The organism is Rhodanobacter soli, from assembly GCF_040548735.1.
GTDB lineage: Bacteria > Pseudomonadota > Gammaproteobacteria > Xanthomonadales > Rhodanobacteraceae > Rhodanobacter > Rhodanobacter soli_A.
This window is the reverse complement of the sequence record NZ_JBEPSD010000001.1, coordinates 1,183,650-1,202,826: the sequence shown is the minus strand read 5'-3', so window position 1 is coordinate 1,202,826 and position 19,177 is coordinate 1,183,650. Positions and strand designations below refer to the sequence as shown.

Genomic DNA, 19,177 nt, shown 5'->3' with positions numbered 1-19,177 from the left:
TGCGCCGCTGTCACGTCAAGAACGGAACCCGCTCATGGATATGCCCGAAACTTCAACGCCGAGTCGTCTGCAGCAGTCGTTCGTGCAACTGCGCGATGACTTGCAGCAATGCATCATCGGCCAGCCGCACCTGATCGACTGCCTGCTGGTGGCCTTGCTGGCCGACGGTCATCTGCTGGTCGAGGGCGCGCCGGGCCTGGCCAAGACCACGGCGGTGAAGGCGTTGGCGGCGCGCATCGAGGCGGACTTCCATCGCGTGCAGTTCACCCCCGACCTGCTGCCGGCCGACCTCACCGGCACCGACGTGTTCCGCCCGCAGTCCGGCAGCTTCGAGTTCGAGCGCGGCCCGCTGTTCCACAACATCATCCTGGCCGACGAGATCAATCGTGCGCCGGCCAAGGTGCAGTCCGCACTGCTGGAGGCGATGGCCGAGCAGCAGATCACCGTCGGTCGCAGCACCTGGCAGTTGCCCGAGCTGTTCATGGTGATGGCGACGCAGAACCCGATCGAGCAGGAAGGCACGTTCACCCTGCCGGAGGCCCAGCTCGACCGCTTCCTGATGCACGTGACGATCGGCTATCCGGACGCCGCCGCCGAACTGGCGATCCTCAAGCTGGCACGCGAGCAGGCCAATCGTCGTGCCCATCCCGTCGCCGCGCCGCCGGCCTTGCTCAGCCAGGCTGACGTGTTCGCCGCGCGCGATGCGGCGATGGCGGTGCACATGGCGCCGGCACTGGAGGAGTACCTGACCCAGCTGGTGCTGGCCACCCGCGACGCCGGCCGCTACGGCTCGGAACTGAAGCGCTGGATCGCCTGGGGCGGCAGTCCGCGCGCCACCATCGCGCTGGACCGCTGCTCGCGCGCGCAGGCATGGCTGGCCGGTCGCGATTACGTGCTGCCGGAAGACGTGCATGGCATCGCCCACGAGGTGCTGCGCCATCGCGTGCTGCTCAGCTACGAGGCGGAGGCCGAAGGCGTGCGGCCGGACCAGGTGATCGACCGCCTGCTGGATCTCGTGCCGCTGCCGTGAACGCCGTTGCGCCACATCGTATGGACGGTGACGGCCGCAGCCAGGTTGCGCTGGCCGAACTGATCGCGCTGCGCGCGCGGGTCGGCCGTGTGCGCATGGCGCCGCTGCTCAGCCGTGCCGCGCGCAGCGGCCAGCAGTCCAGCCGTCTATACGGCCGCGGCATGGACTATGCCGAGTCGCGCGTGTACCAGGCCGGCGACGACGTGCGCCGGCTCGACTGGCGGCTCACCGCGCGCAGCGGCAAGCTGCATACCAAACTGTTCCAGGAAGACCGCGAAGGCTGTCTTCTGATCGTGCTCGATACCCACGCCAGCATGCGTTTCGGCACGCGGACGCGCTTCAAGTCGGTGCAGGCGGCGCGTGCCGCGGCCGCCGCCGCGTGGTACGCGGTACGCGCCGGCGAGCGGGTCGGGGTGATGGCGTTCGGCCACGCCGACCTGTTGTTGCGGCCGCAGGCCGGGCCGCGCGGTGCCCTGGCGGTGTGCGGCGCGCTGGCCGAATGGGATGCGCAGCCCGCGTCCGATCGAGTCGAGCCATTGTCCGATGCGCTGGGCCGCGCCAGCCGTGTGCTGCATGGTGCCAGCCGCGTGCTGCTGGTCAGCGACGGATTCAGCTGCGACGCATCGGCACGGCAGCGCCTGCTCGACCTGGGCCGGCACGCCGGCGTCAGCGTGCTGGTGGTGGCCGATACATTGGAACTGGCGCCGGCCCCGCCGGGGCGCTATCCGCTGGAGCATGCCGGCGAACGCTGTGAAGTGCTGTTGCAGTCCGAGCGCCAACGCAGCGATTTCCAGCGTGCGCTGGGCGCCGGTCCGGCCCGGTTGGGCGAACTGGCGCAATCGCTGGGCCTGCGCTGGAACAGCATCGACACCACGGTTGATGCGTTCGATGCGGTCAGCGGCCTGCTGGGTGCGCGGAGGCCGGCGCGATGAGACTGCCGCCTGTGCCATCACCCGGCCCGCAGCTGCGCGATATCCATCTGCCGCCGGCGCCGCCCTGGTGGCCACCGGCGCCGGGCTGGTGGGCGCTCGCCGTGCTGCTGCTGGCGCTGTTGCTAGCCGGCCTCTGGTGGTGGCGACGGCATCGTCGCGCGCTTCGCCAGCGCCGACAGGTGCTGCGCGAACTCGATCGGCTCGCACGGCAGCATCAGCGCGACGGCGATGGGCCTGCATTGGCGAGCGCGCTGCACCAGTTGCTGCGCCGGGTGGCACGCCAGCACGATGCGCGAGCCGCGCGACAACGCGGCGACGCCTGGCGGCAGACGCTGGCGCGGGTACCGATCGATGCCGCCACGCTGCAGCAACTGTTGGCGCTGGACCAGCAGATCTATCGTCCACCCGCATCGTTCGACCATGCAGCCAGCGTGACGGCCGTAAAGGCGTGGCTGCAACTGGCGTTGAAGCCGGCAAGCTGGAAGCCTTCCGCGACGGAGCACGCCGATGCCTGAGTTCGCCTGGCCCTGGGTGATCGTGCTGCTGCCGCTGCCATGGCTGCTGCGCCGCTGGCTGCGTCCGGCCGCACCGGGGCAGGCGCTGCACCTGCCGCAGCCGGGTGTGCGACTGGCTACGGTCGCCAGCAACCGCGCTCGCGGCGCCGCGCCGTGGCTGCTGGCACTGGCCTGGCTGTGCCTGCTCGCTGCGGCGGCGCGGCCGCAATGGGTGGGGCCGCCGCAGGCGCAGCAACGCAGCGGGCGCGCGTTGATGCTGGCGGTGGACCTGTCCGGCAGCATGCGCACCGGCGACATGCAGCTGGCCGGCCAGGACGTCAGCCGCTTCGGCGCGGTCGAGGCGATCGCCGGCGACTTCATCAGCCGCCGCAGCGGCGACGAGATGGGGCTGATCCTGTTCGGCAGCCAGGCCTTCCTGGTGACGCCGCTGACCTACGACCTCACCGCGGTGCGCGCGCAACTGCAGGGTGCGGCGGTGGGGCTGGCCGGCACGGAGACGGCGATCGGCGACGCCATCGCGGTGGCAGTGAAGCGGCTGGCCGCGCTGCCCGAGCAGGCGCGCGTGCTGGTGCTACTCACCGACGGCGTCAACAACGCCGGCAGCATCGCGCCACGCGACGCGGCGCGCGCGGCGAAGGCGGCCGGCGTGCGCATCTACACCATCGGCATCGGCGCCACGCGGATGCGCATCCCCGGTTTCTTCGGGAGCCAGCTGGTCAATCCGTCGGCCGACCTCGATGCCGACATGCTCACCGACATCGCCACGCAGACCGGCGGACGTTTCTTCCGTGCCACCGACAGCGGCGAGCTGGCCGATGCCTACCGCGCGATCGACGCGCTGGAGCCGATGCCGCAGCACGGGCCCTCGCTGCGTCCACGGCATGAGTTGTTCCGCTGGCCGTTGCTGGCCGCGATCGCGTTGCTGTTGCTGGTGATCGTGCCGCGTCGCTTCGCGCGTACGCGGGAGCTGCCCGCATGAACGAATTGCTGCAGCCATTCCATTTCCTGCGGCCGTGGTGGCTGGCCGCGCTGCTCCTGTTGCCGCTGCTGGGCTGGCTCGGCGTGCGCCGCAACGTGGCGCAGGTGGAACTGTCGCGGCTGGTCGACGCCGAACTGCTGCCGCATCTGCTGCGCGGGCGCGCCGGCAACCGCAGCCTGCCGCTGTGGCTGTTCGCGCTGGGCTGGACGCTGTGTACGCTGGCCTTGGCCGGGCCGACCTGGAGCCGCGTCGAGCAACCGCTGTATGCGAGCCGTGCGGCGCAGGTAGTGGCGATCTCGCTGTCGCAGCACATGCTGGCGCGCGACGTGACGCCGAGCCGGCTCGATCGCGCGCGCTACAAGGCGCGCGACCTGCTGCACGCCAACCAGGACGGACTCAACGCGCTGGTCGGCTACGCCGGCGAGGCATTCGTGGTGGCGCCGCTGACCTCCGACGCGCGCAGCCTCGACGATCTGCTCGAGGCGATGGCGCCGGACACCATGCCGGTGGACGGCGACAACGCAGCGGCGGCGATCGAGCGTGGCGTGGAACTGATCCGCGACGGCAAGGCCAGTGGCGGTTCGCTGGTGCTGATCACCGACCAGGCCGATGCCGCGGCCGAGGCGGCCGCGCACAAGGCAGACGCCGCCGGCGTGCAGGTGTCGGTGCTTGGCGTGGGCACGCCGCAGGGCGGTCCGGTGCCGTTGCCCGATGGCGGCTTCCTGCGCGACGCGCAGGGCGGCATGCTGCTGGCCCGTCGCGACGATGCCGCGCTCGCTGCGCTGGCCGCGGCCGGCGGCGGTCGCTACGCGGCGATGAGTGCGGACCAGCGCGACGTCGACGCGCTGCATGCGCAACTGCGCAATGCAAAGGCCACGCTGGCCGACGGGCAGGTCGGCGACGCCTGGCAGGATCGCGGCGCGTGGCTGCTGCTGCCGCTGCTGCTGGTCGTGGCGCTGGCATTCCGCCGCGGCTGGCTGCTGTTGCTGCCTCTGGTCGTGCTGCCGTCGTTATGGCCGGGTACGGCCTCGGCGACGACGTGGCACGACCTGTGGCAGCGCCGCGATCAGCAGGCCGCGCAGGCCTTGCGCGCGGGCGACGCGAAGCAGGCGCAACAGCTCGCGCGCGACCCCGCCTGGCGCGGCGCGGCGGCGTATCGTGCCGGCGACTACGCCGCCGCGGCGCAGGCCTTGCAGCAGGTGCCCGGCGGCGACGCGGCGTACAACCTCGGCAACGCGCTGGCGAAGCAGGGCGCGTACCAGAAGGCGCTCGCGGCCTACGACCATGCGCTGCAACTCGACCCGGCCAACGCCGACGCGAAGGCGAACCGCCAGGCGGTCGAGGACTGGCTGCGCCAGCAACAGCAGCCGTCGGACCAGAAGGAACACGAGGGCCACGGCGGCAAGCAGAACCAGTCGTCGCAGGGCGAGCAGGGCAAGAGCGGCAAACAGGACGCGAAGGATCAGTCATCCGCGGCGAACGATGCCGAGCCCTCCGGCCAGCCAGGCCAGGATGGCAAGTCGCAGGCGCAGGATCCCTCCGGCAAGAACGAATCGCAGCCGGGCAAGTCCGAGCAGGGCGGCGCCGATCAACCCCAACCGCAGACCGCGCAGCAGCAGGCCGAGCAGAAGGCGCAAGCGGAACAGGCACGGCAGGCGTTGAAGCAGCAGATGGACGCCGCGCTGGCGAAGCCGGGCGACGGCAAGGCCGAGCACCAGCTCGGCGCGCTGGCCAAGGACGATCCGCAGGCGAAGCTGCCGGCCGACCTGCGCCATGCCCTGCAGCGCGTGCCGGACGATCCCGGTGCCCTGCTGCGGCGCAAGTTCGAACTGGAATACCAGCAGCGCCACGGCGGCGCACCGAGCGAGGATCAACAGCCGTGATGTTTCGACATGCCATGAGCGGATGTTTGCTGATGCTGGCGCTGGTCCCGGCGCTGGCCAGCGCGGTCGAGGTAACCGCCACGCTGGATCGCGACCACGTGCAGCTGGGCGAGACGGTGACGCTCAACGTGCGCGTGGAGGGCGACACCGGCGGCGTCGCCGCGCCCGACCTGCGCGCGCTGAGCCAGGACTTCCAGTTGCTGGGCACCTCGCAGAACAACAGCCTCAGCGTGATCAACGGCAAGGCCAGCTCCGAACTGACCTTCGGTGTAGCGCTGCGGCCCCGTCACGTCGGCGTGCTGCAGATCCCCGCCCTGAGCGTGGGCGGCGAGCGCACGGCGCCGCTGCAGCTCACTGTGACGGCGCCGGACCCGGCCGCGGCCGCCGCCACGCAGCGCGACGTCTTCATGGAATCGCAGGTCGAGCCGGCGCACGGCTACGTCGGCCAGCAGCTGACTTACGTGGTGCGCCTGTACTACGCCAACCGCATCGGCGGCGACGCGCCGCCGCCGCCACAAGTCGACGGTGTGGAAGTCAGCGCACTCGGCAAGGGCCTGAATTACGATGCGGAGCGCGGCGGGCGGACCTATCACGTGCTGGAACAACGCTACGCGCTGATTCCGCAGCACGCCGGGAAGGTCGAGATTCCCCCGGTGGATTTCCAGGGCGAGGCCGCCGACCCGCGCGACCCCAACAGCTTCTTTGGCGCCACCGTGCCGGTCAGCGCCAGTGCGCCCGCGCAGACGATCGAGGTGAAACCGGCGCCCGCCGACTGGGGCGGCAGCGCGTGGTTGCCGGCACGCCAGCTGAGCCTGAGCCTGGACGGCTGGCCCACCGCGCAGGAGGCGCCGCCGCGGGTCGGCCAGCCGCTCAACCTCACCATGAACCTGCAAGCCACCGGCCTGTCGTACGAGGCGCTGCCGGCGCTGAGCCTGCCGCCGCTGGACGGCGCCACGGTGTATCCGGACAAGCCGGTCACCGGCAATCGCCAGGACGGCGAGTGGATCATCGGCCGGCGCCAGCAGTCGTTCGCGATCGTGCCCGAACGCGCCGGTACGCTGACCATTCCCGCCACCACGCTGAAGTGGTGGAACGTGCTGACCGACAAGATGGAAGTGGCGCAGATCCCGGCGCACAGCGTCACCGTGCTGCCGGCAGCCGGTGCGGCTGCCGCGCCACCGCCCGCACCGGTCGGGGCGGTGGACAGCGGTGTCGCCGGCAACGCCGCCCCGGCCGCGGCGACACCTACGCCATGGCGCTGGATCGCGCTGGCGAGCCTCGGCCTGTGGCTGCTCAGCGTGCTGGCCTGGTGGCTGTGGCGGCGTCGCCGGCGCGCGTCGTCGGTGACGCCGCGGGCCGCGGCGCGCACCTCGGCGCGCAGCGGCCAACTGGCCTTTCTTGCCGCGGCGCGCGGCAGCGATCCGGCCGCGCAGATGCGCACCCTGCTGGCTTGGGCACGCGCGGAGCGGCCGGCGATCCAGCATCTGGGCGAGTTGTCGGTGGCGCTGGGCGACGCGGCGCAGCGCGCGGCGATCGAAGCCCTGCAGCAACGCCACTACGCTGCCGTGCCGTCACACGATGCCGGCGCGAACCTGGCCGAAGCGTTCAAGCGCGGCTTCGCCTGGCGTGCCGCTGTTGCCGACGAGGAGTCCGGGCTGGCGCCGCTGTATCCGTTCAAGCTGCACTGAACGGACGGCGCCGCAGGGCCGGCCGGCTTTTGCTGCGAGGTGACGCAAGAGCGGTGGGCAGTGCCCGCCCTACGCCTGGTCCAGCGCGTGCTGGAACACCGCGCGCATGACGTCGCTGAAACAGCACAGCGTCACGTCGATGTCATCCGTAGTGGCCAGCGCGTCACGCAACGCAGCCACCGCCACCGCGGCGGCTTGCGCGGCGGGGTAGCCGTAGACGCCGCAGCTGATTGCCGGGAACGCGATCGTGTGCAGCCGCCGCTCGCGCAGCAGCTGCAGTGCATTGCGATGGCAACGTTCCAGCAACTGCGCCTCATCCTGGGTACCGCCATGCCAGACCGGCCCCACCGTGTGGATCACCCAGCGCGCGGGCAGGGCGAACCCGGGTGTGATGCGCGCCTCGCCGGTGGGGCAGCGTACGCCGGGTGCGATCTCCGGCAGCGCCCGGCAGGCTTGCAGCAGGGCCGGGCCGGCGGCGCGGTGGATCGCGCCGTCCACGCCGCCGCCGCCGAGCAGGCTGGGATTCGCCGCGTTGACGATGGCATCCACCGCCAGGCGGGTGATGTCGGTGTGGATGATCTGGATGGGCATGGGGTGGCGGCTTACCTTATGCTTCAGGCAGGCATTCGAGCCTGGTGAGGCGGCTACCGGTCATGGCGAAAACGGAAGACATTTCCTTCGGCTATCTGCTCAGCGACGTGACCTTGCTGTTCCGCAAGCACTTCGATCGGCGCGCGGTGAAATTCGGGCTGACCCGCGCGCAATGGCGCGCGACCAAGGTGTTGTACCACCGCGAAGGCCTGCGGCAAACCGAGCTGGCCGAGTTCCTGGAAATGGAACCGATCGCGGTGGGCCGGGTGATCGACCGGCTGCAAGCGGCCGGTTTCGTCGAGCGCCGGCCGGATCCGAAGGATCGTCGCGCCTGGCGGCTGTACGTCACCGACCAGGCGCGCGTGATCGTGGGCGACATGGAGATCATCGCGCGCGAGCTGCGCAAGGACGCCACCCGCGGCATCGGCCACGACGAGCTGCAGCAGGCGCTGGCGGTGATCGGCCGGATCAAGGACAACCTGCTGGCGCTGGAGCAGGGCGACGGCACGGCCTGATGCGTGCATGCGGCGGCACTGACCAGTGCCATAGGTCGGGGTCGTGCGCGGCGGAATCCGCGGCATAGTGGGCGCCTGGCGTGTCGTCCGACGGGTCAACCTGAAGCCGTCACACGCGTTGTAACGAGCTTGGTGCATGGTCACCGGCCCTGCGGTTCCCCGACCGCGCAAGAACCCCGCCATCGCCACCGCGCGTGGCGCGAAGATCGAGAAGCCCCCGCGCATGTCCTGGAAAAAAATCGTCCTCGTGGTGGCTGTCCTGCTGGCGATCGCGCTGGCCATGCATTTCGGGCGCGGTGCCGGCGACAACAGCAAGGCCGCCAAGACACCGGCAGAGGTGCCGGTCGAAGTGGCCAGCGCCAGCCAGGGCGACGTCGAACTGTCGCTGAAGCTGGTGGGCCGGGTCGAGGCGTGGTCGACGGTGAGCCTGCGCGCACGGGTCTCCGGCCAGCTCGAGTCGCTGTCGTTCACGCCTGGCGCGCTGGTGCGCAAGGGCAGCGTGCTGGCGCAGATCGATCCGCGATTGCTGCAGGCGCAACTGGACCAGGCGCGCGGCAGCGTGGCGCGCGACCAGGCGCTGCTGCAGAAGGCGCAGGCCGACCAGCGGCGTTATGCCGACATGCTGGCCAAGGGTTTCGTCTCGAAGGCGGACTACGACCTGTACCAGGCTAACCTGGCGGTGGCCCGGGCCACGCTGCAGAGCGACCGGGCCGCGCAGGAACTGGCGCAGACCCAGCTCGACTATGCGCGCATCGTCGCCCCGTTCGACGGCATCGCCGGCGCGCCGCTGGTGTGGCCGGGCGCGCAGATCAGCGCCGACAGCACCGATATCGTGGTGCTCAACCAGGTCGAGCCGGTGCGCGTGGCGTTCAACATTCCCGAGGACAGCCTGCCCGCCGTGCGCGCCGCGCTGGCCAACGGCGCGATCGCCGTGCAGGTGACCATCTCCGGCGACAAGGGCGCGCCGCTAGCCGGCACCCTGGATTTCATCGACAACGCGGTCGACGCCACGACCGGCACCATCGTGCTGAAGGCGCGCTTCGACAATGCCGGGCACCGGCTCACCCCCGGCCAGTTCGTGCAGGTGAGCCTGCCCACCACGCGCCTGGCCAACGTGGTCAGCGTGCCGGTGCATGCGCTGCAGAGTTCCAGCAGCGGCAACTTCGTGTTCGTGCTCGGTGCCGACGGCAAGGTGCAGCAGCGCTACGTCACCCCTGGTCCGACCAGCGCCGGGCGTACCGTCATCGACAAGGGCCTGAAGGCCGGCGAGCAGGTGGTCACCGAAGGCCAGATGCTGTTGGTCGACGGCAGCGCCGCCGTCGTCAAGGGGTGATCGGATGAACATTCCGGAGCTCTGCATCCGCCGCCCGGTGATGACCACGCTGCTGATGACGGCGCTGCTGGTGTTCGGCATCGTCGCCTATCCGCAGCTGCCGGTGAACGAGCTGCCGAACGTCGACTTCCCCACCATCAGCATCAGCGCCAGCCTGCCCGGCGCCTCGCCGGAGACGATGGCGTCGGCGGTGGCCACGCCGCTGGAGGGCCGGCTGTCGACCATCGCCGGGATCAGCTCGATGAGCTCGACCAGCGCGCTTGGCTCCACCTCGATCACGCTGAGCTTCGAGCTGGACCGCAACATCGACGCGGCCGCGCAGGACGTGCAGTCGGCGATTTCCTCGGCGCTGCGCCAGCTGCCGAAGGAGATGACCACGCCGCCCACGTTCCGCAAGGTCAACCCGGCCGACGCGGCGATCCTGTACCTGGCGATGAGCTCGTCGACGATGCCGCTGACCCAGGTCGACGAGTACGCCGAGACCGAGCTGGCGCAGCAGCTGTCGATGATCGACGGCGTGGCCCAGGTGAACGTGTACGGCTCGCAGAAGTACGCGGTGCGGATCAGCGTGGACCCGGACCGGCTGGCCGCCAGCGGCATCGGCATCGACCAGGTGCAGAACGCCATCGCCGACGCCAACGTCAACCAGTCCACCGGCTCGCTGTACGGCAAGCGCCAGCAACTGCCGATCCGCAGCGACGGCCAGCTGCTGCGCGCGGCCGCGTACAACGACGTGGTGGTGGCGTACCGCAATGGCGCGCCGGTGCACGTGGGCGACATCGGCACGGCGCGCGACAGCGTGCAGGACGATCAGCGCGTCAGCTCGTACAACGGCAAGCAGGCGATCGTGCTGGCGATCCAGCGCCAGCCGGGCGCGAACACGGTGGCGACGGTGGACCGGATCAAGGCGGTGCTGCCCAGCTTCCGCGCCGGGTTGCCGCCGTCGATCACGCTGGACACGCTGTACGACCGCTCGCAGTCGATCCGCGAGTCGGTCGACGACGTGCAGTTCACCCTGCTGCTGGCCGGCGCGCTGGTGGTGTTCGTGATCTACCTGTTCCTCGGCAACCTGTCCGCCACGCTGATCCCGGCGGTGGCGCTGCCGATCTCGGTGCTGGGCACGTTCGGCGTGATGTACGCGCTGGGCTACAGCCTGGACAATCTCTCGCTGCTGGCGCTGACACTGGCGGTCGGCTTCGTGGTGGATGACGCGATCGTGATGCTGGAGAACATCGTGCGCCACATGGAGGCGGGCGTGCCGCCGTACGAGGCGGCGCTCAAGGGCGCCGGCGAGGTTGGTTTCACCATCTTCTCGATGACGCTGTCGCTGATCGCGGTGTTCATCCCGGTGATGTTCATGGGCGGCATCGTGGGCCGGCTGTTCCACGAGTTCGCGGTGGTGATCAGCGTGGCGATCCTGATCTCCGGCATCGTCGCGATCACGCTGACGCCGATGCTGTGCAGCCGCTTCGTCAAGGCGCACGAGCACGAGAAGAAGAACTGGCTGATCGCCGGCTTCGACCGCGGCTTCAGCGCCGTGCAGCGCGGCTACGCGAGCAGCCTGCGCTGGTGCATGGATCGTCCGCGCCTGGTGCTGGCCGGTTTCGGGGTGAGCCTGCTGGCCACCGCGCTGCTGTTCTACGCGACGCCGAAGGATTTCATCCCGGCCGGCGACAACGGCCAGCTGCGCGTCAACACGGAAGGGCCGGAGGACGTGTCGTTCGAAGGCATGCTGGCGCGCCAGCAGCAGCTGGTCGACATCGTGGCGAAGGACCCGAACATCGCCGGCTACATGTCCACCGTGGGCGCGGGCGGCGCGCGCAGCACGATCAACAACGGCTCGATCCTGATGCTGCTGAAGCCGGCGCACGAACGCAAGCTCGGTCCGGACGGCATCATCCAGGAGTTGCGGCCGAAGCTGGCGACGGTGGCGGGCATCCGCAGCTATATCCAGAATGCGCCGGCGATCCAGATCGGCGGGCGGCAATCCAAGGCGCAATACCAGTACACGCTGCAGTCGGTGAACCTCGACCAGCTGTACGACTGGAGCGGCAAGGTGACCCGCGCATTCGCCGCGCTGCCGGGTTTCGAGGACGTCACCAACGACCTGGATCTCAACAGCCCGTCGATCGTGGTCAAGGTCGACCGCGCCAAGCTGGCGCCGCTCGGATTGACCATGGCGCAGGTGCAGACGGCGCTGGGCATCGGCTTCGGCGAGAACCAGGTTTCCACCATCTACGGTTCGGCCACGCAGTACTGGGTGATCCTGCAGGTCGAACGCAAGTTGCAGGACGATCCGGCGGTGCTGTCGCAGCTGTACGTCACCTCGAACAGCGGCAGCCTGGTGCCGCTCAGCGCGGTGGCCAGTTTCGCACGCGAGCCGCAGGCGCTGACGGTGAACCACCAGGGCCAGCTGCCGGCGGTGACGGTGTCGTTCAACCTGGCGCCGGGCGTGTCGCTCAGCGATGCGGTGACCCGCATCAACAGCGCGATGGACACGATGGGCCTGCCGGCGACCATCAGCGGCAGCGTGCAGGGCACCGCGCAGGCGTTCCAGCAGTCCATGCAGGGCATGGGCATGCTGTTGCTGCTGGCGGTGTTCGTGATCTACCTGGTGCTGGGCATCCTGTACGAGAGCTTCATCCATCCGCTGACGATCCTGTCCGGCCTGCCGGCGGCGGCGGTCGGCGCGCTGCTGACCCTGGTGATCTTCAACGCTTCGCTGGACCTGTTCGCCTTCGTCGGCATCGTGATGCTGATCGGCATCGTCAAGAAGAACGCGATCATGCTGATCGACTTTGCGCTGGAGCGACAGCGCGAGGAAGGCATGTCGCCCGCGCAGGCGATCTTCGACGCCTGCCGCGTGCGCTTCCGCCCGATCATGATGACCAGCATGGCGGCGATGGCCGGCACCCTGCCGATCGCGCTGGGCATCGGCGCCGGCGCCGAGGTGCGCCGCTCGCTGGGCCTGGCGGTGGTCGGCGGCCTGGTGTTCTCGCAGATCCTCACGCTGTACCTGACGCCGGTAATCTACATCTACATGGACCAGCTGCAGCAACGCTTCCAGCGATCGGGCAGGACATCGCCGGCGCGGTAGCTTGCGGCGTTCAGCCGTCCGCGACTAGGCTGGCCGCTTCGTCATCGAGGGAGCGGACATGCGCAGCCTGGCATCGGTCGTCACCGTATTCGCCGCCGTCGCCGGCATGGCCATCGGCGCCACCGCCTGCGCCGGCACCCCCGCGCAGATGGACGCCGCCGCCTTGCAGGCCTGGGCCGGCAAGCCGTGGGACAAGGCCGCGCTGATGAACACCACGGTGGAACTGGGCCGCTACCGCAACGTTCCGGTGGTCGCCGAATTCCCCTGTTCGGACGTCTGCCCGCAGTACACCGTGCGCATCATCCACTACCGGCTGCCGCCGGAGGCCTCGTGTGCCACCGTGGGCGGCGTCGAGAAGGAAGTGCTGGTGCCGATCGCGATCACCGTGCGGTCGAAGACGTTCTGCATCCCCGAACCGCTGGTGGCGTCGGGGCAGTATTACGCGAAGTGACGACGGACTCCGGGGAGGTTGGGAGGGGTGCTCCTGATCTTGCAGCGAAGAGCGACCCCTCACCTGAAGGACTCCTTTCAGTCGCCCAACCCTCCCCCGCAAGCAGGGGAGGGAGCAGAGTCCATCACTCGCCGGCGCCGTCCTTCGCGAACGCGCCGGGGGCAGAACCGAAGTCGCCGTGGGCCTGGGCGGCCATGTACGAGAACGCCGCGTACACCGCCACGTTCTGCGCCAGCTCGGCCGGATCGATCTTGTCCAGCGTGTCGTTGGGAGTGTGGTGCCAGTCGAAGTACTTCGTGCCGTCCTGGGTCAGCGACAGCGCGGCCATGCCCTTGGCGTGCATCTGCGACAGATCCGAACCACCGCCGCCGGGACGCGTGGCGTCGTAGGCCACGCCGACCGGTTCCAGCACCCTGGCGATCTGGCCGATCGCCTCGCGCGCCTCGGGCTTCACGCTGGCGCTCATGCGCCAGATCTTGCCGGCGCCGAAATCGGACTCGGTGCCGAGCTGGAACTTCGCCACCTCGGCGCCGTGCTTGTCGGCGTAGGCGCGGCCGCCCCACAGGCCCATCTCCTCATTGGCGAACGCGATCACGCGGATCGTGCGGTCGGGCCGCTGCGGCAGGTCGCGGATCAGCTTGCCGGCGGCCATCGCGATCGCCACGCCGGCGCCGTCGTCGATCGCGCCGGTACCCAGGTCCCATGAATCGAGGTGGCCGCCGATCGCCACCACTTGGTCGGGGTGCTTGCGGCCGGTGATCTCGCCGATCACGTTGGCGCCGGTGTATTCGCCGACCACGCCGCAGTCGAGATCGAGCTTCAGCGTGACCGGTTTGCCGTAGGCCAGCACGCGCTCGAGCTGGTCGGCGTCGGGGTTGGTCAGTGCGGCGGCGGGGATCGCCTTGGCCGGGTCGCGGAAACCGGTGACGCCGGTATGCGCGGCGCGCTGCTGCGCGTCGGTGCCGACCGAGCGCAGCAGGTAAGCGGCGGCGCCCTTGGCCTGGGCGATCACCGCACCCATCGTGCGCACGGCCGAGCCCATGCCGTAGCCGTGGCCGTCCTTCGCGCGCTCCATGCGGTAGCCAACGTAGACGATCTTGCCCTTGATGCTGGCCGGATCGGCCGCCTTCAGCGCGTCCAGCGTGTCGAACTTCACCACCTCGGCGGTCAGCCCGCCCTTCGGCGTGCCGGCCGAATAACCCAGCGCGGTCAGCACCAGCGGCTGCGGGAACGGCGCCACGATCGCGGCGTGCTCGCTGCGGCGCACCCACAGCGGGTACGTCACCGCTTCGGTGTAGACCTTGTCGTAGCCCAGTTCCTTGAACTTCGCCACGGCCCAGTCGACCGCGCGCCGATCGGCCTCGCTGCCGGCCATGCGCGCGCCGACCTCGGTGGTCAGCGATGCAGTGACCTTGTACGCGGTGTCGTCGTGCAGTGCCTGGTCGCGCAGCTGTTCGGCCGTCTTTACGGCCGTGGCGGGAATCGTGGTGGTGGCGGCGCTGGCGATGCCGCTGGCCAGCAGGCCGGCGGCGAGCAGGGTGAGGGGAAGACGGCGCATCGGGGGACTCCGCTGGGTAAACCCCGATTATGGCGTTGTTGCCGGTTGCCGCTTAGGCCAGAAGTCATGGTAACGGGGGAGCCGCTTCGTAGGGCGGGCAGTGCTGGCCCTACGAAGCCATGGCTTCTCTCGTTATGGCTTGTTCTTCAGCAAATCGCGGATTTCGGTCAACAGGGCCACGTCGGCCGGCGGCGCGGCGGGGGCCTCTTCCTGCTTGCGGCTGAGCTTGTTGATCCCCTTGATCACCATGAAGATCGCGAACGCGATGATGATGAACTGGATCAGCGTGTTGATGAACGCACCGTACTGGATCGCCACTTCCGCCACCTTGTGCGCCGGGTCGGTGACGTCGGCCGGCTTGAGCACCCACTTCAGCTGGCTGAAGTCGATGCCGCCGGTGAGCCAGCCGATCGGCGGCATGATGATCTGGTCGACCAGGGAGGTGACGATCTTGCCGAAAGCGCCGCCGATGACCACGCCGACCGCCAGGTCGATGACATTGCCACGCATGGCGAAGGCCTTGAACTCGCTGATCATGCTCATGCTGCTGGTACTCCCTTGGTTGGGCCGGATGGCGCGTCGAATGTAGCGCGACAAGCTAGGCGCGAACAGATGAAGGCTTCGTGGAAGATCAGACGATCCGGCCGCGCAGTTCCGCCACGCCGACCAGCTCGGCATAGAAGCGGTCGCCGCGCTGCAACGCAGCAACGCCGGCCGGCGTGCCGGTGAAGACCAGGTCGCCGGCCTTCAGCTCGAACAGCGTGGACAGCGCCGCCAGGATGTGCGGCACGTCATGCACCATCTCGCCCAGCGTGCTCTGTTGACGCAGTTCGCCATTCACGCTGAGCCGCAGCACGGTCTGTGCATCCACGGTCGCCGCGTCGGCCGGGCGCAGCGCAGAGATCGGAGCGGAATGGTCGAAGCCCTTGGCCACGTCCCACGGATGGCCCTTGGCCTTGGCCTGCGCCTGCAGGTCGCGGCGGGTCAGGTCCAGCCCCACCCCGTAGCCCCACACCAGCGCCTTGGCCTGCGCGGGGCTGAGGTCGTGGCCGCCGGCACCCAGCGCCACCACCATCTCCACCTCGTGGTGCAGGTCGGCCGTGGCCTGCGGATACGCCACGTCGGCGCCGTCGCCGACCACCGCATCGGCCGGCTTGCAGAAGAACATCGGCGTGGACTTGTCCACCGTGGCGCCCATCTCGCGCGCGTGCTCGGCGTAGTTGCGGCCGATGCAGAACACCCGACGGATCGGAAAACGCTGGTCGGAACCGATGACCGGCAGGCTGGGAATGGCGGGTGCGTCGATGATGTAGTTCATGCGCGCAAGCCTAGCAAAGCCGGGGTTACAGTAGGAGCCGGGTCGACGCGGATGACAGCTGTCACCGACGATGGCTGATGCTGCACCCTGATCGCCCTGTCTTCGATCAGCCAATCTTGTACTCATCAAACAGCCGGCAAGTGCCGGGCGGGGAGCACGAGTGGATAACGCGGGGTTGCTGAAAGAACTGCGCATCGAACGCCACCAGCGCGAGGACCACGGGCGCAACCCGGGACGCTGGCTGTGGATCGGTGGCGCGATCGTCGTGCTGCTGTTGCTGCTTGGCGGCGCCGCGCAGCTGTTCTTCGGCCATCGCGCGGTGACCGTGCAGACCGCCACCGCGGTGGCGCCCGGCGCCGGCAGCGAGGCGGGCGCGGTGCTGCAGGCGACCGGCTACGTCACCGCGCGGCGGCAGGCCACGGTGTCGGCGCAGATCACCGGCACGCTGACCGCGGTGCTGATCGAGGAAGGCGACCACGTCACCCGGGGCCAGGTGCTGGCGCGGCTGGACGACAGCGGCTACAAGGCCCAGCTCCAAGCGGCGAAGGCGCAGGCCGACTCGGCGCATGCGCAGGTGGCGCAGATCCGGACGCAGCTGACGCAGGGCAGCCACGACGCCGCGCGGTTGGAATCGCTGGCCGCCCGCGGGCTGGTGTCGAAGCAGGCCGCCGAGCAGGCGCGTACCCAGGTCGACAGCCTGCGTGCGCAGCTCAACGCGCAGCAACAGCAGGCCAAGGCGGCCGACGCCCAAGCCGCGGTGGCCCAGGTGAACTTCGACTATTGCGTGGTGCGCGCGCCGTTCAGCGGCGTGGTCACCACCAAGGACGCGCAGGTCGGCGAGATCATCTCGCCGCTGTCCGCCGGCGGCGGCTTCACCCGCACCGGCGTGGGCACCATCGTCGACATGGATTCGCTGGAGATCGACGTCGACGTCAACGAGGCCTACATCGGCCGGGTCAAGCCGGACATGCCGGCCGATGCGGTGCTGGATGCGTATCCGGACTGGAAGATTCCCGCCCGTGTGGTCGCCATCGTGCCCACCGCCGACCGCGGCAAGGCCACCATCAAGGTGCGCGTGGCGCTGGAGAAGAAGGACGCCCGCGTGGTGCCCGACATGGGCGCGCGGGTGTCGTTCCTGGAAGAAAAACCGAAGGCCAGCGCCAGCGTGCCGCAAGGCGTGCTGGTGCCGGCCACGGCGATCGTGCAGCGCGACGGCCACAGCGTGGTGTTCGTGCTCGACGGCAGCAGGGTGCGCCAGCGCATGGTGAGCCCGGCTGCACAGACTTACGGCGACCTGCGCCTGCTGCCCACCGCGGTGAAGCCGGGCGACAGCGTGGTGGTGTCGCCGCCTGCCGAACTGCGCGACGGTTCGGACGTCCAGATCAAGGCGCCATAGGGCGCCCCCACACATTCACCGGAGAGCCTGCCATGTCCACACTGATCGAGATCAGGGACCTTGCCAAGACCTACGAGCGCGGCAAGCAGAAAGTCGAAGTGCTGCACCACGTCAACCTGGACATCGCCGAAGGCGATTTCCTCGCGCTGATGGGTCCGTCCGGATCGGGCAAGACCACCTTGCTCAACCTGATCGGTGGCCTCGACACGCCGAGCGCCGGCAGCATCAGCGTGGGCGGCCAGCGCATCGACCAGCTCGGCGGCGGCACGCTGGCGAAATGGCGCGCCTCGAACGTGGGTTTCATCTTCCAGTTCTACAACCTGATGCCGATGCTGTCGGCGCAGCGCAACGTGGAACTGCCGCTGCTGCTGACCAGGCTGTCGGGTGCGCAGCGCAGGAAGAACGCGGCCATCGCGCTGCAGCTGGTCGGCCTGGCCGACCGCGGCAGCCACAAGCCGGGCGAACTTTCCGGTGGCCAGCAGCAGCGCGTGGCGATCGCCCGCGCGATCGTCTCCGACCCCGAGCTGCTGGTCTGCGACGAGCCCACCGGCGATCTTGACCGGCAGTCCGCCGAGGATGTGCTCGGCCTGCTGCAGCAGCTCAACCGCGAGCACGGCAAGACCATCGTGATGGTCACGCACGACCCGAAGGCGGCCGAGTACGCCAGCCATACGCTGCACCTGGACAAGGGCACGCTCGTCGAGCAGGCGCTGGCCTGAGGAGGCAACGATGAAATACCTCCACTTGATCTGGGCCGCGCTGTTCCGGCGCAAGACCCGCACGATACTTACCCTGGTGTCGATCATCGCCGCGTTCCTGCTGTTCGGCATGCTCGACGCGGTACGCACTTCGTTCGACCAGGCCGGCAAGAGCGCGAACGGTGCCGAGCGCCTGCAGACCGGCTCCAAGCTGTCGTTCATCCAGACCCTGCCGTCGTCGCTGGAGCTGCCGATCGGCAGGGTGGCCGGGGTCAAGGCGGTGGCGTATGCGAACTGGTTCGGCGGCGCCTACCAGGACCCGCACAACCAGATCTTCAGCTTCGCGGTGAGCCCGAACTACATCGATCTGTTTCCCGAGATCGAGGTGAGCGCCGAGCAGCGCAAGGCGTTCGACGCCACTCGCACCGGCGTGCTGGTGGGCGAGGAGCTGGCGCGGAAGTACCACTGGAAGGTGGGCGACCGGCTGCCGTTGCAATCCACCATCTTCCCGACCCGTGACGGCAGCAAGAACTGGAGCTTCGACATCGTCGGCATCCTGCATCCGAAGGACAAGAGCGCGGGCGGCATGTTCAACCAGTTGATCCTGCTGCACTGGAAGTACTTCGACGACAGCACGCCGTACAACCAGGGCGCGGTGGGCTGGTATGTCAGCCGCGTCACCGACGTGAACCAGGCCGACCGCGTGGCCAAGGCGATCGATGCGATCTCGGCCAACTCCGACCACGAGACCCGCACGCAGACCGAACAGGCCGCCACGGCGAACTGGATCAAGCAGCTCGCCGACATCGGCCTGATCGTGGGCTCGATCATGGGCGCGGTGTTCTTCACCCTGATGCTGCTGTCGGGCAACACGATGATGCAGGCGGTGCGCGAACGGACGTCCGAACTGGCCGTGCTCAAGACGATCGGCTTTTCCAGTCGCAGCGTGCTGTGCATGGTGCTGGCCGAATCGGTGCTGCTCTTGCTGATCGGCGGCGTGGTGGGGCTGGGCATTGCCACGGCGCTGATTCCCGCCGTCGGCGCCAACAGCGGCCTGTCGCTGCCGCCGGTGGGCGCGGGCAACTGGGTGCTGGGCATCGGCCTGATGGTGCTGATCGGCCTGGTGGTCGGCGTGTTGCCGGCGCTGCGCGCGATGCGCCTGAACATCGTCGATGCACTGGCCGGTCGCTGAG

At 69.3% G+C, this 19,177-nt stretch carries 17 protein-coding genes; 13 read left to right on the top strand and 4 right to left on the bottom strand.

What is annotated here, in order from left to right:
* The first annotated feature begins 34 nt into the window (after nt 1-34).
* Genes ABIE04_RS05630 through ABIE04_RS05605 form a run of 6 tightly spaced genes read left to right on the top strand, consistent with a single transcriptional unit; the run spans nt 35 to nt 7,027 of the window.
* Nucleotides 35-1,030 (top strand): AAA family ATPase, encoded by a 996-nt coding sequence (locus tag ABIE04_RS05630; RefSeq protein WP_354547581.1) that lies wholly within the window; start codon nt 35-37, stop codon nt 1,028-1,030.
* Nucleotides 1,027-1,962: a DUF58 domain-containing protein gene (locus tag ABIE04_RS05625; RefSeq protein ID WP_354547580.1), complete on the top strand. Its 936-nt coding sequence runs from the start codon at nt 1,027-1,029 to the stop codon at nt 1,960-1,962. The genes ABIE04_RS05630 and ABIE04_RS05625 overlap by 4 nt, the downstream gene beginning before the upstream one ends.
* Nucleotides 1,959-2,477, top strand: coding sequence for a DUF4381 family protein (locus tag ABIE04_RS05620; RefSeq protein ID WP_354547579.1), 519 nt, complete (start codon nt 1,959-1,961; stop codon nt 2,475-2,477). The genes ABIE04_RS05625 and ABIE04_RS05620 overlap by 4 nt, the downstream gene beginning before the upstream one ends.
* Nucleotides 2,470-3,456 (top strand): VWA domain-containing protein, encoded by a 987-nt coding sequence (locus ABIE04_RS05615; protein WP_354547578.1) that lies wholly within the window; start codon nt 2,470-2,472, stop codon nt 3,454-3,456. The genes ABIE04_RS05620 and ABIE04_RS05615 overlap by 8 nt, the downstream gene beginning before the upstream one ends.
* Complete coding sequence (locus ABIE04_RS05610) at nt 3,453-5,339, top strand: tetratricopeptide repeat protein (RefSeq protein ID WP_354547577.1); 1,887 nt, start codon at nt 3,453-3,455, stop codon at nt 5,337-5,339. Before ABIE04_RS05615 ends, ABIE04_RS05610 begins: the two co-directional genes overlap by 4 nt.
* 32 nt (nt 5,340-5,371) lie before the next feature.
* A complete protein-coding gene (locus ABIE04_RS05605; RefSeq protein WP_354547576.1) occupies nt 5,372-7,027 on the top strand; it encodes a BatD family protein in 1,656 nt (551 codons plus the stop codon).
* A 69-nt stretch (nt 7,028-7,096) separates the two neighbouring features.
* On the opposite strand, the gene ABIE04_RS05600 is transcribed toward ABIE04_RS05605, so the two are convergent.
* A complete protein-coding gene (locus tag ABIE04_RS05600) occupies nt 7,097-7,618 on the bottom strand; it encodes an O-acetyl-ADP-ribose deacetylase (RefSeq protein ID WP_354547575.1) in 522 nt (173 codons plus the stop codon).
* Nucleotides 7,619-7,680: 62 nt separating this feature from the next.
* On the opposite strand from ABIE04_RS05600, the gene ABIE04_RS05595 reads away from it, so the two are divergent.
* From ABIE04_RS05595 to ABIE04_RS05580, 4 genes are all read left to right on the top strand, one after another.
* Nucleotides 7,681-8,133, top strand: coding sequence for a MarR family winged helix-turn-helix transcriptional regulator (locus tag ABIE04_RS05595; protein ID WP_354547574.1), 453 nt, complete (start codon nt 7,681-7,683; stop codon nt 8,131-8,133).
* Nucleotides 8,134-8,356: 223 nt separating this feature from the next.
* Nucleotides 8,357-9,466 (top strand): efflux RND transporter periplasmic adaptor subunit, encoded by a 1,110-nt coding sequence (locus ABIE04_RS05590; protein ID WP_354549787.1) that lies wholly within the window; start codon nt 8,357-8,359, stop codon nt 9,464-9,466.
* A 4-nt stretch (nt 9,467-9,470) separates the two neighbouring features.
* Nucleotides 9,471-12,563, top strand: coding sequence for an efflux RND transporter permease subunit (locus tag ABIE04_RS05585; RefSeq protein WP_354547573.1), 3,093 nt, complete (start codon nt 9,471-9,473; stop codon nt 12,561-12,563).
* A gap of 58 nt (nt 12,564-12,621) precedes the next feature.
* On the top strand, nt 12,622-13,014 hold the full coding sequence (locus ABIE04_RS05580) for a hypothetical protein (protein ID WP_354547572.1): 393 nt from the start codon (nt 12,622-12,624) through the stop codon (nt 13,012-13,014).
* A 124-nt stretch (nt 13,015-13,138) separates the two neighbouring features.
* On the opposite strand, the gene ABIE04_RS05575 is transcribed toward ABIE04_RS05580, so the two are convergent.
* From ABIE04_RS05575 to ABIE04_RS05565, 3 genes are all read right to left on the bottom strand, one after another.
* A complete protein-coding gene (locus tag ABIE04_RS05575) occupies nt 13,139-14,572 on the bottom strand; it encodes a M20/M25/M40 family metallo-hydrolase (RefSeq protein ID WP_354547571.1) in 1,434 nt (477 codons plus the stop codon).
* Between the two features lie 132 nt (nt 14,573-14,704).
* Nucleotides 14,705-15,115 carry a large-conductance mechanosensitive channel protein MscL gene (gene mscL / locus ABIE04_RS05570; protein WP_354547570.1) on the bottom strand — a complete coding sequence of 137 codons (411 nt, stop codon included), beginning with the start codon at nt 15,113-15,115 and terminating at the stop codon, nt 14,705-14,707.
* An 88-nt stretch (nt 15,116-15,203) separates the two neighbouring features.
* Nucleotides 15,204-15,890: a fumarylacetoacetate hydrolase family protein gene (locus ABIE04_RS05565; RefSeq protein ID WP_354547569.1), complete on the bottom strand. Its 687-nt coding sequence runs from the start codon at nt 15,888-15,890 to the stop codon at nt 15,204-15,206.
* Nucleotides 15,891-16,050: 160 nt separating this feature from the next.
* On the opposite strand from ABIE04_RS05565, the gene ABIE04_RS05560 reads away from it, so the two are divergent.
* The 3 genes from ABIE04_RS05560 to ABIE04_RS05550 are packed head-to-tail and all read left to right on the top strand — an operon-like array spanning nt 16,051 to nt 19,176.
* On the top strand, nt 16,051-17,286 hold the full coding sequence (locus ABIE04_RS05560) for an efflux RND transporter periplasmic adaptor subunit (protein ID WP_354547568.1): 1,236 nt from the start codon (nt 16,051-16,053) through the stop codon (nt 17,284-17,286).
* Nucleotides 17,287-17,318: 32 nt separating this feature from the next.
* Nucleotides 17,319-18,005, top strand: coding sequence for an ABC transporter ATP-binding protein (locus ABIE04_RS05555; RefSeq protein ID WP_354547567.1), 687 nt, complete (start codon nt 17,319-17,321; stop codon nt 18,003-18,005).
* Between the two features lie 10 nt (nt 18,006-18,015).
* The gene (locus ABIE04_RS05550) at nt 18,016-19,176 is read left to right on the top strand and encodes an ABC transporter permease (RefSeq protein ID WP_354547566.1); all 1,161 of its coding nucleotides are present in this window, start codon (nt 18,016-18,018) and stop codon (nt 19,174-19,176) included.
* Nucleotide 19,177: the final 1 nt, after the last annotated feature.

Coding starts and splice junctions, on each gene's coding strand:
- ABIE04_RS05630 (WP_354547581.1), top strand. CDS start 35: ATGGATATGCCCGAAACTTCAACGCCGAGTCGTCTGCAGCAGTCGTTC.
- ABIE04_RS05620 (WP_354547579.1), top strand. CDS start 1,959: ATGAGACTGCCGCCTGTGCCATCACCCGGCCCGCAGCTGCGCGATATC.
- ABIE04_RS05615 (WP_354547578.1), top strand. CDS start 2,470: ATGCCTGAGTTCGCCTGGCCCTGGGTGATCGTGCTGCTGCCGCTGCCA.
- ABIE04_RS05610 (WP_354547577.1), top strand. CDS start 3,453: ATGAACGAATTGCTGCAGCCATTCCATTTCCTGCGGCCGTGGTGGCTG.
- ABIE04_RS05605 (WP_354547576.1), top strand. CDS start 5,372: ATGCTGGCGCTGGTCCCGGCGCTGGCCAGCGCGGTCGAGGTAACCGCC.
- ABIE04_RS05600 (WP_354547575.1), bottom strand. CDS start 7,618: ATGCCCATCCAGATCATCCACACCGACATCACCCGCCTGGCGGTGGAT.
- ABIE04_RS05595 (WP_354547574.1), top strand. CDS start 7,681: ATGGCGAAAACGGAAGACATTTCCTTCGGCTATCTGCTCAGCGACGTG.
- ABIE04_RS05590 (WP_354549787.1), top strand. CDS start 8,357: ATGTCCTGGAAAAAAATCGTCCTCGTGGTGGCTGTCCTGCTGGCGATC.
- ABIE04_RS05585 (WP_354547573.1), top strand. CDS start 9,471: ATGAACATTCCGGAGCTCTGCATCCGCCGCCCGGTGATGACCACGCTG.
- ABIE04_RS05580 (WP_354547572.1), top strand. CDS start 12,622: ATGCGCAGCCTGGCATCGGTCGTCACCGTATTCGCCGCCGTCGCCGGC.
- ABIE04_RS05575 (WP_354547571.1), bottom strand. CDS start 14,572: ATGCGCCGTCTTCCCCTCACCCTGCTCGCCGCCGGCCTGCTGGCCAGC.
- mscL (WP_354547570.1), bottom strand. CDS start 15,115: ATGAGCATGATCAGCGAGTTCAAGGCCTTCGCCATGCGTGGCAATGTC.
- ABIE04_RS05565 (WP_354547569.1), bottom strand. CDS start 15,890: ATGAACTACATCATCGACGCACCCGCCATTCCCAGCCTGCCGGTCATC.
- ABIE04_RS05555 (WP_354547567.1), top strand. CDS start 17,319: ATGTCCACACTGATCGAGATCAGGGACCTTGCCAAGACCTACGAGCGC.
- ABIE04_RS05550 (WP_354547566.1), top strand. CDS start 18,016: ATGAAATACCTCCACTTGATCTGGGCCGCGCTGTTCCGGCGCAAGACC.